Consider the following 16,496-nt stretch of genomic DNA (forward strand, 5'->3'; position numbering starts at 1 on the left):
CTTTCGTGCGCGCGCGGGACCCCGGGGCCGGCCGACGCGCACCCGTCGGCCGGCCCCTCGCCGTCTCACGTCATGAACCGCCCCCCGACGTCCCGCCCGTCTCCCGCCGCCGCCTGACGGAGGGGCCTTCGGCCCCCAGCTTCGATGCGGCCCGCGCCCACCGGTACTTGGCGCCCAGGACGGCCACCGGCTTCTCGGTCGTGTACGGGTACGCCACGACCCCGCGCTCGAAGAGGTACTGGCACGCCTCCTCCACCTCCACGTCGCCCGCGAGAGAGGCCACCACCGGCTTCTCGATCCCGCGCGCGCGGAACTCGGCCACCACGCGCGCGGTGAGTTCGGCGAACACCATGGGAGGCGTGACGATGGTGTGCCAGTAGCCGAGGACGAGCGCGTGGATGCGCGGGTCCTCCATGCCGAGCCGGATCGTCGCCTCGTACGTCGACGGCGGCTCGCCCCCCGTGATGTCCACCGGGTTGCCCGCCGCCCCGAAGGGCGGGATGAAGGCGCGGAACGCCGTGTCCAGGTCCGGCGGTATCTCCATCAGCGACAGCCCGTTGTCCGTCACCGCGTCGGAGAGCAGCACCCCGCTGCCGCCGGCCCCCGTGATGATGACCACGTTGTCGCCCCGGGGAGCGGGAAGCACCGGCAACGCGCGCGCGTACTCCAGCATCTCGTTCAGCCCCGGCGCCCGGATGACGCCGGCCTGCCGCAGGATGTCGTCGTACACGGCGTCGTCCCCGGCGAGCGCCCCGGTGTGCGATCCGGCGGCCTTCGCACCCGCCGCCGTACGGCCCGCCTTGAGCACCACGACCGGCTTCTTCGGCACGGTCGCCCGCGCGGCCTCGACGAAGGCCCGGCCGTCCTTGAGGTCCTCCAGGTGCATCGCGATGCACTCGGTGCGCGGGTCCTCGCCGAACCAGGTCAGCAGGTCGTCCTCGTCCAGGTCCGACTTGTTGCCCAGGCCCACGATCGCCGACACGCCGGTCTTCGTGGTCCGCGCGAAGCCCAGGATCGCCATCCCGATACCGCCCGACTGAGAGGTCAGCGCGACTCCGCCCTTCACGTCGTACGGCGTGCAGAACGTGGCGCACAGGTCCTGCCAGGTCGAGTAGTAGCCGTAGATGTTCGGGCCGAGCAGCCGGATGCCGTGCCGCTCGGCGACCGCCACGACCTCGTCCTGGAGCGCCTGCTCACCGGTCTCGGCGAAGCCGGAGGGGATGAGCACGGCGTTGGGGATCCGTTTGCGTCCCACCTCCTCCAGGGCCGCCGCCACGAACCGCGCGGGGATCGCGAAGACCGCCACATCCACCTCACCGGGAACGTCGGTGACACTCTTGTACGCCTTGCGGCCCAAGATGTCATCGGCCCTGGGGTTCACCGGGTGGATCTCACCCGCGAAACCGCCGTCGACGAGGTTGCGCATCACCGAGTTGCCGATCTTCCCCGGCTCGCCCGACGCGCCGATCACCGCGACCGAAGTGGGCTGCATCAGGCGGCGCATCGAGGTGAGGATCTCCTCGCGCGTGTACCGGCGCCGTTCCTTCGGCGTGCCGGTCGCCAGGATCACCCGGATGTCGGCGGCGACCGCGCCCTCGGGCGTGGCGATCACCGGGTTGAGGTCCACCTCGGCGATCTCCGGGAAGTCGGCGACCAGCTCGGAGACCCGGCGGATCTGCTCCGCCACCGCCCACCGGTCCACCCCGGCCTGCCCCCGCACCCCGCGCAGCACCTCGGCCGCCCGGATCGAGTCCAGCATCGACAGCGCCTCGTCGGCGTCCACGGGCGCCAGCCGGAAGGTGACGTCCTTGAGGACCTCGACCAGCACCCCGCCGAGCCCGAACGCCACCACCTTCCCGAACGTCGGATCGGTGACCGCCCCGACGATGACCTCCTGCCCCTGCGGCAGCAGCTCCTGGACCTGCACGCCCTCGATCCGGGCGGAGGCGTCGTACGCGCGCGCGTTGTCGACGATCCGGCAGAACGCCGCCCGCACGTCCGCCGCGCCGTCCACGCCGACGACCACCCCGCCGGCGTCGGTCTTGTGCAGGATGTCCGGCGACACGATCTTCATCACCACCGGTCCGCCGAACCGCGCCGCACACGCGACCGCCTCGTCGACGTCCCGCGCCAGCTCCTCGCCCGGTACGGCGATCCCGTAGGCGTCGGCGAGCACCTTGCCCTCGGGCGCGGTGAGCGCGGTACGCCCCTCGCCCCGTACGGCGTCCAGGAGCTCGCGCACCCGCGTCCGGCGGTCCTCGGCCATCACGTCAGATCACCCCGCTCGACTTGAGCAGCCGCAGTTCCTCGTCACCGAGCCCCAGCTCGCCGACGTAGACCTCTTCGTTGTGCTCGCCCAGCAGGGGTGAGCTGGTCACCTTCACGGGGGAGTCGGAGAGCTTCAGCGGGCTGCCGACGGTCACGAACTCGCCCCGCTCGGGATGGGGGACGGTGACGACCATCTCGTTGGCGACCAGCGAGTCGTCCTCGATGATCTCCTTCGTGGACAGGATCGGCCCGCACGGGATGTTGTGGGCGTTCAGCCGCTCCAGCACCTCCCACTTGGGCAGGGTCGACGACCACTCCTCGATCAGCTGGAACATCTTGCCCAGCTTCGGCAGCCGCGCCCGCGGGGTCGCCCACTCGGGGTCGTCGGCCAGCTCGGGCCGGCCGATCAGCTCGCACAGTGGCTGCCAGCCGACCGGCTGGACGATGACGTACACGTAGTCGTTGGGGCCGCCCGGGGCGCACTTGACCGCCCACCCGGGCTGCCCGCCGCCGGACGCGTTGCCGGACCGGGGAACCTCGTCGCCGAAGTCCTCGTTGGGATATTCGGCGAGTGGACCATGGGTCAGGCGCTGCTGGTCGCGCAGCTTCACCCGGCAGAGGTTGAGCACCGCGTGCTGCATGGCCACGTTCACCCGCTGACCACGTCCGGTGTGCTCCCGCTGGTAGAGGGCGGCGAGGATGCCCGCCACGACGTGGACGCCCGTGCCCGAGTCCCCGATCTGGGCCCCCGTCGCCAGCGGCGGCCCGTCCTCGAATCCGGTGGTGGACATCGATCCGCCCATGGCCTGCGCGACGACCTCGTACGCCTTGAAAGCGGTGTACGGGCCCTCGCCGAACCCCTTGACGGAGGCATAGACGATCCGTGGATTGATCTCCTTGACGCGGTCCCAGGTGAACCCCATCCGGTCGACCGCGCCCGGCCCGAAGTTCTCGACCATGACGTCCGAGCGCCGGATCAGCTCGGTGAGGATCTCCTTGCCGCGTTCGGTCTTGGTGTTGAGGGTGATGCTCCGCTTGTTGCAGTTGAGCATCGTGAAGTAGAGGGAGTCGACGTCCGGCAGATCGCGCAGCTGCCCCCGCGTGATGTCACCGCTCGGCGCCTCCAGCTTCACGACGTCCGCGCCGAGCCAGGCGAGCAACTGGGTCGCCGACGGCCCGGACTGCACATGGGTCATGTCCAGGACGCGGACGCCCTCAAGAGCCTTCGCTGTCATGGGCCTTCACCTCACTTGTACATCGTCTGGTTCATGGTTCCGGGGGCGTACGCGTCCGGGTCCACCCAGACGTTGATCAGGGACGGCTTGCCGGACTCGCGGGCCCGGCGCAGTGCCGGGCCGATGTCGGCGGGGTCGCGGACCTCCTCGCCGTGGCCGCCCAGCATCCGGGCGAACCGGTCGTAGGGGACGTCGCCGAGCGTGTTGCCGACCCGCTCGCGCTCCTTGCCGTACTTGGCGGCCTGGCCGTAGCGGATCTGGTTCATCGAGGAGTTGTTGCCGACGATGCCGACGAAGGGGAGGTCGTAACGGACGAGGGTCTCGAAGTCCCAGCCGGTGAGCGAGAAGGCGCCGTCGCCGAAGAGGGCGACGACCTCCTTGTCGGGGCGTGCCTGCTTGGCGGCCAGCACGAAGGGGACGCCGACGCCGAGCGTGCCGAGCGGTCCCGGGTCCATCCAGTGGCCCGGTGACTTGGGCTGCACGACCTGACCGGAGAAGGTGACGATGTCGCCGCCGTCGCCGATGTAGACCGAGTCCTCGGTGAGGAAGTCGTTGATCTCGCTGACCAGCCGGTACGGGTGGATGGGCGAGGCGTCCGACCGGAGCTGCGGCAGCCGCTTGTCCAGCGCCGTCTGCTCGGCCGCGCGCAGTTCGTCCAGCCACTCCTTGCGCTTCGACGCGCCCCCGTTGAGCCGACCGGACGCGGCCTCGGTCACCGACTTCAGCACCAGCCCCGCGTCGCCGACGATGCCGAGGTCGATGTCGCGGTTCTTGCCGACGGTGCGGTAGTCGAGGTCGATCTGCACGACGGTCGCCTCGGGGGAGAGCCGCTTGCCGTAGCCCATGCGGAAGTCGAAGGGCGTGCCGACGATGACGATCACGTCGGCGTTGGAGAAGGCGTAGCGCCGCGAGAGCTGGAAGTGGTGCGGGTCGCCCGGCGGCAGGGTGCCGCGGCCGGCGCCGTTCATGTACGCCGGTACGTTGAGCGTGCGCACCAGTTCGACGGCGGCCTCGGTCGCCCGGGTCGTCCACACCTGGCTGCCGAGCAGGATGGCAGGCTTCTCGGCGTGCACCAGCAGGTCGGCGAGCTTCTCGACCGCCTCCGGGTCACCGGCCGACCGGGTGGAGGCACGGTAGGCCCCGGCCTGCGGCACCCGTGCCTTCTCCGCCGGCACCTTGGCGTCCAGGACGTCACGCGGGATCTCCAGGAAGGACGGCCCGGGGGCGCCGTGGTAGCACTCGCGGAACGCCATCGACACCATGTCCGCCGCCCGCGCCGTGTCGGGCACGCTCGCCGCGAACTTGGTGATCGGCGTCATCATGTCGACGTGCGGCAGGTCCTGGAGCGAACCCATCTTGTGCTGGGTGTGGGCGCCCTGGCCGCCTATCAGCAGCATGGGCGACTCGGCGCGGAAGGCGTTGGCGACCCCGGTGACGGCGTCGGTGGTCCCCGGACCCGCGGTGACCACCGCGCAGCCGGGTTTGCCGGTGATGCGGGCGTAGCCGTCGGCGGCGTGCGCGGCGACCTGCTCGTGGCGTACGTCGACGACCTCGATGCCCTCGTCGACGCAGCCGTCGTAGATGTCGATGATGTGGCCGCCGCACAGTGTGTAGATGCGGTCGACCCCCTCGGCCTTGAGTGCCTTGGCGACGAGGTGACCGCCGGAAATGACGTCCTGGGTGTCGTCGGGCATGACGAAGTCCTGTCCCTTCACGAGGGGTTGGGTCGCTCTCGCGGTACATTGCATACAGTCGACGAATACTGTATGAAGCTTGTTATCCCGCATCCGGTGGGTGGTGTCCAGGGGGCGTGCGGCACTTTCAGTCAGGAGCCGAAATGGACCTGTACGAACACCAGGCAAGGGAACTCTTCGAAGAACACGGCATCGTGGTGCCGAGGGCCGAGGTCACCGACTCGCCCGCACGGGCCCGCGACATCGCCCGCGCGCTCGGCGGACGCGCCGTCGTGAAGGCGCAGGTCAAGACCGGCGGGCGGGGCAAGGCGGGCGGAGTGCGGCTCGCCGCGGACCCCGCCGAGGCCGAGGAGGCGGCGCGGCACATCCTCGGCATGGACATCAAGGGGCACACGGTCGGCACCGTCATGCTGGCCGAACCCTGCGACATCGAGCGGGAGTTCTACGTCTCCTACGTCCTCGACCGCGCGGCCGGCCGCTTCCTCGCGATCGCCTCCGCGGAAGGGGGCATGGACATCGAGGAGGTCGCCGCCCAGCGCCCCGAAGCCGTCGCCCGGATTCCCGTCGACCCCGCCGTGGGCGTGCACACGGCCACCGCGGTACGCATCGCCGACGCCGCGGGACTGCCCCCGCAGACCGTCGACACCCTGGTGCGGCTGTGGAAGGTGCTGGTCCGCGAGGACGCCCTCCTCGTCGAGGTGAACCCGCTGGTCAGGACCGTTGACGGCAGGATCGTGGCCCTCGACGGCAAGGTCACCCTCGACGACAACGCCCGCTTCCGCCAGTCCCGCTGGGGAGACGAGCAGTCGATGTCCGCCGACCCGCTGGAGGCGCGGGCCGGCGCCAAGGGCCTCAACTACGTCAAGCTGGACGGCGCGGTCGGCGTCATCGGCAACGGCGCCGGGCTGGTCATGTCGACACTCGACGTGGTCGCCGGCTGCGGTGCCCGCCCCGCCAACTTCCTCGACATCGGCGGGGGCGCCTCCGCCCGGGTCATGGCCGACGGGCTGTCCGTCGTGCTCTCCGACCCCGACGTGAGGTCCGTCCTCGTCAACGTCTTCGGCGGCATCACCGCCTGCGACGCGGTCGCCGACGGCATCGTCCGCGCCCTCGACGAGGTCCGGCTCACCAAACCGCTCGTCGTACGCCTCGACGGCAACAACGCCGCCCGGGGCCGCGCCCTGCTCGACGCCCGCGCGCACCCCCTCGTCGAACAGGCCACCACCATGGACGGCGCCGCCCGCCGTGCCGCCCGGCTCGCCACCGCGGCGGCCACCGCCGGACAAGCCGGATAAGGAGACAGGACGACATGGCGATCTACCTCACCAAGGAGAGCAAGGTCCTCGTCCAGGGCATGACCGGATCCGAGGGCATGAAGCACACCCGCCGCATGCTGGCCGCGGGCACCGACGTCGTCGGCGGCGTCAACCCGCGCAAGGCCGGCCGCACCGTGGACTTCGACCACCGCACCGTCCCGGTCTTCGGATCGGTCCGCGAGGGCATCGAACGCACGGGCGCCGACGTCACGGTCGTCTTCGTACCGCCCGCCTTCGCCAAGGCCGCGGTCGTCGAGGCCGCCGACGCCGGTATCGGCCTCGCGGTCGTCATCACCGAGGGCATCCCGGTCCACGACTCCGTCGCCCTCACCGCCCACGCCCGGGCCAAGGGCACCCGCGTCGTCGGACCCAACTGCCCCGGCCTGATCAGCCCCGGCCAGTCCAACGCGGGCATCATCCCGCCCAACATCACCAAGCCCGGCCGCATCGGCCTGGTCTCCAAGTCGGGCACGCTCACCTACCAACTCATGTACGAACTGCGCGACATCGGCTTCTCCACCTGTGTCGGCATCGGCGGCGACCCGGTCGTCGGCACCAGCCACATCGACTGCCTCGCCGCCTTCGAGGACGATCCCGACACCGAGCTGATCGTGCTCATCGGCGAGATCGGCGGCGACGCGGAAGAGCGCGCGGCGGCCTACATCCGCGAGCACGTCACCAAGCCCGTCGTCGGCTACATCGCCGGGTTCACCGCGCCCGAGGGCCGGACCATGGGCCACGCCGGGGCGATCGTCTCCGGCTCGTCGGGCACGGCGCGGGCCAAGAAGGAGGCGCTGGAGGCGGCCGGCGTACGGGTCGGGAGTACGCCGACCGAGACGGCGCGACAGGTACTCGAGGCACTCGGCCCAAGGGCAGGTGCCGCACAGGACGGCGCGGCCCGCGACGGAGCCCGCGCATGACGGCCGTCGGCGCTCCGGACACCGGGCCGCTCACCCTGAAGTCCGGCACCTCCTGGACCGCCTGCTGGCAGCGTTGCCGCACCGTCGCCCCCGAGGCGTTCCGCGAGGACCGCGTCCTCAACCTCTGGGACGCGGGCTGGCGGGCGGACGGCCGGGTCCTGCCGGCCGCCAGCCCGGTCGACGGCACCCCGATCACCGGACCACCCCGACTGGACGCGACGACGGCCCACCGCGCCGTCCGCGCCTCCCTCGACCAGCACCGCGCCTGGCGCCACGTCCCCCTGCCCGAACGCCGCGCCCGCGTCGCCGCCACCCTCGACGCCCTCGCCCAGCACCGCGAACTGCTCGCGCTGCTGCTGGTCTGGGAGATCGGCAAGCCCTGGCGGTCGGCGCAGGCCGACGTCGACCGGGCCGTCGACGGTGTCCGCTGGTACGTGGACGGCATCGACGCGATGACCGACGGCCGGGCCCCGCTGGACGGCCCGGTCTCCAACATCGCGAGCTGGAACTACCCGATGAGCGTGCTCGTTCACGCATTGCTGGTCCAAGTACTGGCGGGCAACGCGGTCATCGCCAAGACCCCGACCGACGGCGGCGTCGCCTGCCTGACCCTGGCCTGCGCGCTCGCCGCCCGCGAGGGGCTTCCCGTCACCCTCGTCAGCGGCAGCGGAGGCGAGCTGTCCCAGGCGCTGGTGCGGGCACCCGAGATCGGTTGCGTCTCCTTCGTCGGCGGCCGGGACACGGGCGCGGCAGTCGCCACCGCCGTCGCCGACCTCGGCAAGCGGCACATCCTCGAACAGGAAGGACTCAACACCTGGGGCATCTGGAACTTCACGGGCTGGGACACGCTCACGCAGACGGTCCCGAAGCTCTTCGACTACGGCAAGCAGCGCTGCACCGCCTACCCGCGCTTCGTCGTCCAGCGGCAGCTGTTCGACGCGTTCCTCGCGGCGTACCTCCCGGCGGTCCGCACCCTGCGCGTCGGTCACCCGCTCGCCGTCGCGGCACCGGACGACCCGTACCCGGCGCTGGACTTCGGACCGGTGATCAACGCCGCCAAGGCCAAGGAGCTGCACGACCAGGTCGCCGAAGCCGTCGACCGGGGCGCCGTCCCGCTGCACCGCGGCAGCGCGGCCGACGCCCGGTTCCTGCCCGGCCAGGACACCTCCGCCTACGTACAGCCCGTCACGCTGCTGAACCCGCCCCGGTCCTCACCGCTGCACCACGCGGAGCCGTTCGGACCGGTGGACACCGTCGTCCTGGTCGACACCGAGGCGGAGCTGCTCGCCGCGATGAACGCCTCCAACGGCGCGCTGGTGGCCACGCTGTCCACGGACGACCCGGCGACGTACGACAGGCTCGCGCCGCAGATCCGCGCGTTCAAGGTCGGCCACGGCGTCCCGCGGTCCCGCGGTGACCGCGACGAGCTGTTCGGCGGGCACGGCGGATCCTGGCGCGGTGCCTTCGTGGGCGGTGAACTGCTGGTGCGCGCCGTCACACGCGGCCCGGCGGGGGAGCGGCTGCCGGGGAACTTCCCGGACCACCACCTCATGCCATAACGGGCGGGGGCGGCGGGACCCTCCGGGCCGCCGGTCAGCCGACGCCCCGCCGGTCCGGCAGCAGGGCGAAGGCCCGGTCCGCCGGAGGAGGCGCGTTCCGCTCGACGGTCTGCCGCGGCAGCTCGCGGTGGCCCAGCAGCGGCGCGCGCCGCTCCGGCGGCACGAGCGGCGCCCACGGCCGACGACGCGGAAGCGGGCACTGGGTGACCGTCCGGTCACCCATGGTGCGACCCCGGGTGCAGCGGAGCCGGCGGTCCCGGACCGCCGCCCAGGGGAAAGAAACGCAGGTGAAAGGCGCCGCGAAACCTTGGTATGGTTGTCCATGTCGCCGCGGGGAACACCCCCCGCACGGCGACAGACACCTGGTCCGGGTGGCGGAATGGCAGACGCGCTAGCTTGAGGTGCTAGTGCCCTTTATCGGGCGTGGGGGTTCAAGTCCCCCCTCGGACACAAGACAGGCAGAGCATGATGCCGGTCGGGAGAGATCCCGGCCGGCATTTCGCGTTCCCGGACGAAAAACCCGGTGCGGCGCCGGACCCGGCCTCCCTACACTCACCACACCGAGATCGGATCGAGTGAGGGGAGCAGGACCGTGCGTATCCGCACCGCCGCCGTCGTTCCCCCGTCCCGGTACGAGGTGATCCTGGTGTCTTCGGCCGTCCGGTGTCCGCTGCGCGGCCGGCACCGGATGCCCGCGACCGGCATCTGACACGACGCCACTCCCGCCCCGCCCTCGTGGGGCCCCTGGCCCTGTCCCCGCACGTCCGGTCACGGGAATCGCGCCGCCCTGTTCACAGATGAGCTCGACCGAGCAGCGAAAGGCCACAGGCCGTGCGCACCCACGTCAACACCCGCACCGACCCGCTCGCCGGAGTCCGCAACCTGGGCATCCTCGCCCACGTCGACGCCGGCAAGACCACCGTCACCGAGCGGATCCTCTTCGCCACCGGCACCACCCACAAGCGCGGCGAGGTCCACGACGGCACCACCGTCACCGACTTCGACCCGCAGGAACGCGACCGCGGCATCACCATCTTCGCCGCGGCGGTCTCCTGCTCGTGGGACGGTCACCGGATCAACCTCATCGACACCCCGGGGCACGTCGACTTCGCCGACGAGGTCGAGCGCTCGCTGCGCGTACTCGACGGCGCGGTCGCCGTGTTCGACGCGGTGGCGGGAGTGGAGCCGCAGAGCGAGTCGGTGTGGCGGCAGGCCGACCGGCACGGTGTGCCCAGGATCGCGTTCGTCAACAAGATGGACCGGGCGGGCGCCGACCTCGACACCGCCGTCGCCTCCATCCGCGAACGGCTGCACCCCGTGCCGCTGGCCGTGCAGCTGCCCATCGGCACGGAGGAGGGCTTCACCGGCGTCGTCGACCTGGTGCGCATGTGCTCCCTCGTCTGGGCCGCCGGCGCGGACGCGGCCGAGGAGGGGCCGGTGCCCGACGCCCTGCGCGAGGAGGCGGCACACAGGCGCCGGCTGCTGGAGGAGGCGGTGGCGGAACGGCACCCGGCCGCGCTGGAGGAGTTCTGCGACCGGGAGACGCTCACCGCGGCCACCCTCGCCACCGCCCTGCGCGACCTGACGCGCACCGGGGACGGCGTGGTCGTGCTGTGCGGCTCGGCCTACCGCAACCGCGGTGTCGAACCGCTGCTCGACGCCGTGGTGACGTACCTGCCCTCGCCGCTCGACGTACCGCCGGTGCGCGGCACGCACGACGGCACGGAGCAGGAACGGCCCGCCGACCCGGCGGCACCGATGGCGGCACTGGCGTTCAAGGTGAACGCCACCCCGACCGGACGGCTGACGTACGTGCGGGTCTACTCGGGCACGATCGAGAAGGGAGACACCGTGTGGGACGCGGGAACGCGCCGCACCGAGCGCATCGGCCGCATCCTGCGGGTACGGGCCGACCGGCACGACCCGCTGGAACGCGCGGTCGCCGGGGACATCGTCGCCGTCGTCGGACTGAAGTCGGCCCGCGCCGGCTCGACCCTGTGCGCACCGGGTGCTCCGCTGCTCCTGGAACCGCCCGGCGTGGCCGAACCGGTCGTGCACGTGGCCGTGGAGGCCCGGCGCTCCACCGACACCGAACGGCTGGCCGCCGCGCTCGCCCGGCTGACCGAGGAGGACCCCTCACTGGCCGTGCGGACCGACCCGGAGACCGGGCAGACCGTGCTGTCGGGCATGGGCGAACTGCATCTGGAGGTCGCGATGGAGCGCGTCCGGCGCGAGCACGGACTCGACGTCGCCGTCGGCCGTCCCGGCGTGGCCCACCGCGAGACGGTCGGCGCGGGTGTGACTGGCTTCGTCCACCGGCACGTCAAACAGGACGGCGGCGCCGGGCAGTTCGCGCACATCGTGCTCGACGTCGAGCCGTGGCAGGAGGACGACGACAGCACGGAAGGAACGGGAGGGTTCGTGTTCCGTTCGACGGTCGTCGGTGGACGCGTGCCGCAGGAGTACGTCCGGGCCGTCGAGGCGGGCTGCCGGGACGCCCTCGCCGAGGGTCCGCTCGGCGGGCACCCGGTGACCGGCCTGAGGGTCACGCTCACCGACGGCCGGACCCATGTGAAGGACTCCTCGGACACGGCCTTCCGCACCGCCGGCCGGTTCGGTCTCCGTGACGCCCTGCGCGCCTCGGAGATGGTCCTGCTGGAACCGGTCGTGGAGGTCACGGTCACCGTGCCCGAGGACGCGGTCGGCGGCGTGCTCGGTGACCTCGCCGCGCGCCGCGGCCGGGTCACCGGCTCCGGCACGCGCGGCGGCGCGGCGGTGGTCACCGCCACCGTGCCGCTGGCCGAGCTGTTCGGCTACGCGACCCGGCTGCGCAGCCGCACCCAGGGCCGCGGCACCTTCACCGCCCGGCCCACCGGCTACGCACCGGCGCCGGCCGTGACGACCGTCACGACCACGCGGTAGGCGAGGCGCGGCACCCTCACGCCCCGGGCATGAGGGTGCCGAACCGTGCACTCCCGTGTGGCGTCGGTCTTCGAGACCCGGCCCCTTCCTCTCCGGCTACCCGCGCTCCGGAGACACCGCGCGGGGCGGCGCCGTGGAGGCGCGTACCACGAGTTCGGTGGCGAGCTCGATGTGGTGGGAATCGACCCGCTCACCGTTGGCGAGCCGGAGGGCGGTGCGCAGGGCGGCACCGCCCATTTCGCGCAAGGGCTGGCGGACGGTGGTGAGGGGCGGCGACGCCATCTGGGCGAGGCTCGTGTCGTCGAAGCCGACCACACTCAGGTCCTCCGGGACGCGCAGGCCTCGGGCACGGGCGGCCTCGACGGCACCGACGGCGATCTCGTCGTTGCCCGCGAAGACCGCGGTGGGTGGCTCGTCCAGGTCCAGCAGCGCCGCGGCTCCGAGCAGTCCGGTCTCGTAGGTGAACTCTCCCGGCCGGGTGTAGGCATCGGGTACGGGGAGGCCGCCCGCCTCCATGGCGGCGCGGTAGCCGTGCAGGCGTGCCTGGTTGCACACGGCCATGGCGGGTCCGCCGAGATAGGCGACTCGGCGGTGGCCGAGGGAGAGCAGGTGCTGGGTCGCGGCCAGGCCGCCCGCGAAGTTGGTGGCCCCGACACTGTGGATCCGGCTGTCCGGCAGGTGCAACGGGTCCAGTACCACCAGCGGCAGCCCGGACCGGGCCAGTTCGTTCAGGTGCGCCGTGGTGTACACGCTGGTGACCGCGATGACGGCACGACGCCCGGCCGAGACCAGGTCCCGGGCCCAGTGCGGGGCACCGGATGCCTTGCTGATCACCACCGAGGCCCCGGACTCGGAGGCCGAATCGATGATCCCTTCCAGGGTCTCGGCCACGTACGACTTCAGTCCACCCCTGAACTGCACCTCGATGGTGGGGCTTTCCACCGCCTCCGTGTGCCGGAAAACGGGGGCGAGGTAGTGGTGCTGGTGCAGCAGTTCCTGCACCCGAGTGCGGGTCTGCGGAGCCACGTCACCACGGTCGTTGACCACCTTGGACACCGTCGCCACGGACACCCCGGCCGCTCGTGCGATGTCCGCCAACGTGGTGCGCCTCGCGTCCGGTCGCATCGGTTCCCTCCCACGGGTACGTCCACCGTGTGGTGAGTCGCCGCTCGGGCCGGCAACGCGGGTGGAACCGGTCAACAGTACGGCAACGCGACTCGTGTCACCTCATCTTCTCTGCCCCGCAGCCATGCCTTTCGAAACTGTTTCGGAGCTGTCGGGACTGCCTTCCGGCCGTCAAACCCCAGTAGTGGCAACGGTTTCCGAAGCAGAAGAACGCTCCCGCACATGCCTTGACACCCGGTCAGTCTGCTCCCTAACTTGCATGACCAGAGCTCGGAGAAGGCGATTTCGAAAACCTTTCACCACGAGTCACGAGAAGCCGACGGCTCTCGGGTGCGGAGAAAAGACATGGCGCTCTCCCGACGTACTCTCCTAGGCATGGCCGCCGGTGTGCCGGTCTCCGCGGCGCTGGCGGCCTGTGGCTCGTCCGGACCCGGCAAGAGCGGTGGCGGAGCCACGTACTGGTACCTGAACGGCCAGCCGCAGGAAGGCGTCCGAGCCGGTGCGGTGGACGCCTTCAACAAGGCCCACCCGGACGGCCGGATCAAGGACACCACGTTCCAGAACGACGCCTACAAGACCAAGATCAAGACGGCCATCGGCGCGGGGCAGGCGCCCACCGTCATCTGGGGCTGGGGCGGCGGGACGCTGCGCACCTACGCGGAAGCCGGCCAGGTCGACGACCTCACCTCGTGGTTCGACCAGCATCCCGAGGTCAAGAAGGCGCGGTTCCCGTCGTCCTTCGGCGCGGCGACCGTGGACGGCAAGATCTACGCGGTGCCGTGCGACGCCGTGCAGCCGATCGTCCTCTACTACAACAAGAGGGTCTTCGAGAAGGTCGGCGCGGAGCCGCCGGAGTCCTGGGAAGACATCATGGCGCTGGTGCCCCGGTTCAACGCGAAGGGCATAGCGCCGTTCTCCCTCGGTGGGCAGTCCCGGTGGACGAACATGATGTGGCTGGAGTTCCTGTTCGACCGCATCGGCGGTCCAGAGGTGTTCCAGGCCGTCATCGACGGCCAGAAGGACGCCTGGTCGCACCCGGACGCCATCACCGCGCTGACCAGGGTGCAGGAGCTGGTCGAGGCCGACGGGTTCATCAAGGGCTTCTCGTCCATCACCGCGGACTCCAACGCGGACCAGGCGCTGCTCTACACCGACAAGGCCGCCATGATGCTGCACGGCGCGTGGTCGTACGGCATCCAGCAGGCCGACGGCGGCGACTTCGTCTCCAGCGGCGGCCTCGGCTACATGAACTTCCCGCCCGTCGACGGCGGCAAGGGCGATCCGAGCAACGCGGTCGGCAACCCCGCCCAGTACCTCTCCCTCTCCGCCAAGGCCACCGAGGAGGAGAAGAAGATCGCCAAGGAGTTCTTCGCGACCGGTGTCCTCCAGGACGCCGAGGTGAAGGCGTGGATCGACAACGGGTCCGTTCCGGTCCGGGTCGGCACGGAGAAGCTCCTGGCCGCCTCCAAGAGCGCCGACTTCCTCCAGCTCAACTACGGCATCGCCAGCAAGGCCAAGACGTTCGTGCAGTCCTGGGACCAGGCCCTCAGCCCGACGGCCGCCGAGACGCTGCTGGACAACGTCGCCAAGTTGTTCCAGCTGTCCGTCTCGCCGCAGCAGTTCGCCGCCAACCTCAACGCGGTCATCGGCACATGAGCCCGCACACGGCCCACTCGCCCGGTCGCCCACCGCGCAGCATCCTGCCGTGGCTGGCGACGCCGGCGCTGGTGGTCTACGTCGGCTTCGCGGTGGTTCCGCTCGTCGGTGTCTTCGCGCTGAGCTTCACCACCTGGGACGGCATCGGCACCATCCACGGCTCGGGGCTGGACAGTTGGCGCGCGGTGCTCGCCGACCCCGGGCTGCCGCACGCCCTGTGGGTGACGTTCCTGGTGATGGCCGTGTCCTGGGCCGTTCAGACACCGCTGAGCATTCTGCTCGGCACGTTCCTGGCGGGCCGCCAGCGGTACCGCGCGGTGCTGGGCGTGGTCTACTTCATCCCCTTGATGCTCAGCTCCGCCGCCATCGCGATCGCGTACAAGGCGCTGCTGGACCCCAACTTCGGGCTCGGGGCGGGACTGAACCTGCCGCTGCTGGTCCAGGACTGGCTGGGGCGGCCGGGGCTCGCGTTCGGTGTCGTCGTCTTCGTCGTCTCCTGGCAGTTCGTCCCGTTCCACACCCTGATCTACCAAGGTGGCGTCCAGCAGATTCCCACGTCACTCTACGAGGCGGCACAGCTGGACGGGGCCGGACGCGTCCGGCAGTTCTTCAGCATCACCCTGCCCCAGCTGAAGTACACCGTCATCACCTCGTCCACGCTGATGGTGGTGGGGTCGCTGACCTTCTTCGATCTCATCTTCGTGCTGACCGAGGGCGGTCCCGGGGACGCCACCCGGGTGCTCGCACTGGACATGTACAAGCGGGGATTCCAGGCCAGTCTGATGGGACCGGCCAGCGTCATCGCGGTCATCCTGGTCCTGGTGGGTCTGGCCCTCGCGCTGCTGCTGCGCCGGCTCGGCGGCCGGGACGCCGGCGCGAGCCAACTCGAGGGAGTCTGAGGTGACCACCACACTGTCCGAGGCACGACGGCCGCCCGAGGCCGCCGGCCGCGACCGGCCACAGCGCTCGTCCCGGGTGACCGGCCGGCGCAACTGGGCCGGCGGTCTGGCGGGATGGCTCTGGCTGCTCGTCGTCGCCGTGCCTCTGTACTGGACCCTCATCACCAGCCTCAAGGCCCAGAGCCGCTACTACGCCGAGAACCCGCTGGTGCCTCCGGCCGACCCGACGCTGGACAACTACCGGCTGGTCATCGAGTCCGACTTCCTCCGCTACTTCGCGAACAGCGTCGTGGTTACGGTCGGCGCCGTGGTGCCGGCGGTCGTGATCTCCTTCATGGCGGCCTACGCGATCGTCCGAGGCCGGCGCATGCGGGTACTGCGCGCGATGAACGGCCTGTTCCTCATGGGCCTCGCCATCCCGCTGCAGGCGACCGTGATCCCCGTCTACCTGATCATCATCAAGCTCCAGCTGTACGACAGCCTGCTGGCGTTGATCCTGCCGTCCATCGCCTTCGCCATCCCGCTGTCGGTGCTGGTGCTGGCCAACTTCGTCCGGGACGTGCCCAACGAACTGTTCGACTCGATGCGGGTCGACGGCGCTACCGAATGGACGACGATGTGGCGGCTGGCGGCACCGCTCACCCGACCGGCCATCCTCACCGTGACCATCTTCAACGCACTGACCATCTGGAACGGATTCCTGCTGCCACTGGTGCTCACCCAGAGCCCGCAGCGCCGGACCCTGCCGCTCGCGCTGTGGACGTTCCAGGGCCAGTACGGGGTCAACGTCCCCGCCGTCCTGGCCGCCGTCGTCCTCACCACCCTGCCCGTCCTGATCCTGTACGCCTTCGGCCGCCGCCAGTTGCTGAGCGGTCTGACCGCCGGATTCAGTCGCTGACCGA

Annotated in this window: 12 protein-coding genes and 1 tRNA gene; 8 read left to right on the forward strand and 5 right to left on the reverse strand. The window is 71.0% G+C overall.

Annotation, left to right across the window (positions count from 1 at the left end):
• Positions 1 to 70 precede the first annotated feature (70 nt).
• From BJ961_RS12590 to BJ961_RS12600, 3 genes are read right to left on the reverse strand one after another with little or no spacing between them, the layout of a single operon-like run.
• The gene (locus BJ961_RS12590) at positions 71 to 2,266 is read right to left on the reverse strand and encodes an acetate--CoA ligase family protein (protein ID WP_271321391.1); all 2,196 of its coding nucleotides are present in this window, start codon (positions 2,264 to 2,266) and stop codon (positions 71 to 73) included.
• Positions 2,267 to 2,270: 4 nt separating this feature from the next.
• Positions 2,271 to 3,503 carry a formyl-CoA transferase gene (frc, locus tag BJ961_RS12595; protein WP_271321392.1) on the reverse strand — a complete coding sequence of 411 codons (1,233 nt, stop codon included), beginning with the start codon at positions 3,501 to 3,503 and terminating at the stop codon, positions 2,271 to 2,273.
• Between the two features lie 11 nt (positions 3,504 to 3,514).
• The gene (locus BJ961_RS12600; protein WP_271321393.1) at positions 3,515 to 5,197 is read right to left on the reverse strand and encodes a thiamine pyrophosphate-binding protein; all 1,683 of its coding nucleotides are present in this window, start codon (positions 5,195 to 5,197) and stop codon (positions 3,515 to 3,517) included.
• Positions 5,198 to 5,340: 143 nt separating this feature from the next.
• Here BJ961_RS12600 and sucC point away from each other — a divergent pair, with 143 nt between their 5' ends.
• From sucC to BJ961_RS12615, 3 genes are read left to right on the forward strand one after another with little or no spacing between them, the layout of a single operon-like run.
• Positions 5,341 to 6,492: an ADP-forming succinate--CoA ligase subunit beta gene (sucC, locus tag BJ961_RS12605; RefSeq protein WP_271321394.1), complete on the forward strand. Its 1,152-nt coding sequence runs from the start codon at positions 5,341 to 5,343 to the stop codon at positions 6,490 to 6,492.
• A gap of 14 nt (positions 6,493 to 6,506) precedes the next feature.
• Entirely contained in the window at positions 6,507 to 7,433 is a 927-nt protein-coding gene (gene sucD / locus BJ961_RS12610) for a succinate--CoA ligase subunit alpha (RefSeq protein WP_271321395.1), read from the forward strand.
• Complete coding sequence (locus BJ961_RS12615; RefSeq protein WP_271321396.1) at positions 7,430 to 8,992, forward strand: aldehyde dehydrogenase family protein; 1,563 nt, start codon at positions 7,430 to 7,432, stop codon at positions 8,990 to 8,992. The genes sucD and BJ961_RS12615 overlap by 4 nt, the downstream gene beginning before the upstream one ends.
• 34 nt (positions 8,993 to 9,026) lie before the next feature.
• Here BJ961_RS12615 and BJ961_RS12620 read toward each other — a convergent pair whose 3' ends face one another.
• Positions 9,027 to 9,215 carry a hypothetical protein gene (locus BJ961_RS12620; protein WP_271417279.1) on the reverse strand — a complete coding sequence of 63 codons (189 nt, stop codon included), beginning with the start codon at positions 9,213 to 9,215 and terminating at the stop codon, positions 9,027 to 9,029.
• Positions 9,216 to 9,357: 142 nt separating this feature from the next.
• Here BJ961_RS12620 and BJ961_RS12625 point away from each other — a divergent pair.
• Both BJ961_RS12625 and fusA read left to right on the forward strand, forming a co-directional pair.
• Positions 9,358 to 9,442, forward strand: a tRNA-Leu gene (locus tag BJ961_RS12625).
• Between the two features lie 381 nt (positions 9,443 to 9,823).
• Positions 9,824 to 11,914 carry an elongation factor G gene (gene fusA / locus BJ961_RS12630; RefSeq protein WP_271321397.1) on the forward strand — a complete coding sequence of 697 codons (2,091 nt, stop codon included), beginning with the start codon at positions 9,824 to 9,826 and terminating at the stop codon, positions 11,912 to 11,914.
• Positions 11,915 to 12,010: 96 nt separating this feature from the next.
• Here fusA and BJ961_RS12635 read toward each other — a convergent pair whose 3' ends face one another.
• Positions 12,011 to 13,039, reverse strand: coding sequence for a LacI family DNA-binding transcriptional regulator (locus BJ961_RS12635; protein ID WP_271321398.1), 1,029 nt, complete (start codon positions 13,037 to 13,039; stop codon positions 12,011 to 12,013).
• A 345-nt stretch (positions 13,040 to 13,384) separates the two neighbouring features.
• Here BJ961_RS12635 and BJ961_RS12640 point away from each other — a divergent pair, with 345 nt between their 5' ends.
• Genes BJ961_RS12640 through BJ961_RS12650 form a run of 3 tightly spaced genes read left to right on the forward strand, consistent with a single transcriptional unit; the run spans position 13,385 to position 16,492 of the window.
• On the forward strand, positions 13,385 to 14,695 hold the full coding sequence (locus BJ961_RS12640; protein ID WP_271321399.1) for an extracellular solute-binding protein: 1,311 nt from the start codon (positions 13,385 to 13,387) through the stop codon (positions 14,693 to 14,695).
• The gene (locus BJ961_RS12645) at positions 14,692 to 15,594 is read left to right on the forward strand and encodes a carbohydrate ABC transporter permease (RefSeq protein ID WP_271321400.1); all 903 of its coding nucleotides are present in this window, start codon (positions 14,692 to 14,694) and stop codon (positions 15,592 to 15,594) included. The genes BJ961_RS12640 and BJ961_RS12645 overlap by 4 nt, the downstream gene beginning before the upstream one ends.
• A 1-nt stretch (position 15,595) precedes the next feature.
• Complete coding sequence (locus BJ961_RS12650; protein ID WP_271321401.1) at positions 15,596 to 16,492, forward strand: carbohydrate ABC transporter permease; 897 nt, start codon at positions 15,596 to 15,598, stop codon at positions 16,490 to 16,492.
• Positions 16,493 to 16,496: the final 4 nt, after the last annotated feature.

It is taken from the genome of Streptomyces lienomycini (assembly GCF_027947595.1).
Taxonomy (GTDB): Bacteria; Actinomycetota; Actinomycetes; order Streptomycetales; family Streptomycetaceae; genus Streptomyces; species Streptomyces lienomycini.

Bases quoted from the DNA above. Each gene is read 5' to 3' on its own strand.
- BJ961_RS12620 (WP_271417279.1), bottom strand. From the start codon at position 9,215: ATGGGTGACCGGACGGTCACCCAGTGCCCGCTTCCGCGTCGTCGGCCG.
- BJ961_RS12645 (WP_271321400.1), top strand. From the start codon at position 14,692: ATGAGCCCGCACACGGCCCACTCGCCCGGTCGCCCACCGCGCAGCATC.
- sucC (WP_271321394.1), top strand. From the start codon at position 5,341: ATGGACCTGTACGAACACCAGGCAAGGGAACTCTTCGAAGAACACGGC.
- BJ961_RS12635 (WP_271321398.1), bottom strand. From the start codon at position 13,039: ATGCGACCGGACGCGAGGCGCACCACGTTGGCGGACATCGCACGAGCG.
- sucD (WP_271321395.1), top strand. From the start codon at position 6,507: ATGGCGATCTACCTCACCAAGGAGAGCAAGGTCCTCGTCCAGGGCATG.
- frc (WP_271321392.1), bottom strand. From the start codon at position 3,503: ATGACAGCGAAGGCTCTTGAGGGCGTCCGCGTCCTGGACATGACCCAT.
- BJ961_RS12590 (WP_271321391.1), bottom strand. From the start codon at position 2,266: ATGGCCGAGGACCGCCGGACGCGGGTGCGCGAGCTCCTGGACGCCGTA.
- BJ961_RS12615 (WP_271321396.1), top strand. From the start codon at position 7,430: ATGACGGCCGTCGGCGCTCCGGACACCGGGCCGCTCACCCTGAAGTCC.
- BJ961_RS12600 (WP_271321393.1), bottom strand. From the start codon at position 5,197: ATGCCCGACGACACCCAGGACGTCATTTCCGGCGGTCACCTCGTCGCC.
- BJ961_RS12640 (WP_271321399.1), top strand. From the start codon at position 13,385: ATGGCGCTCTCCCGACGTACTCTCCTAGGCATGGCCGCCGGTGTGCCG.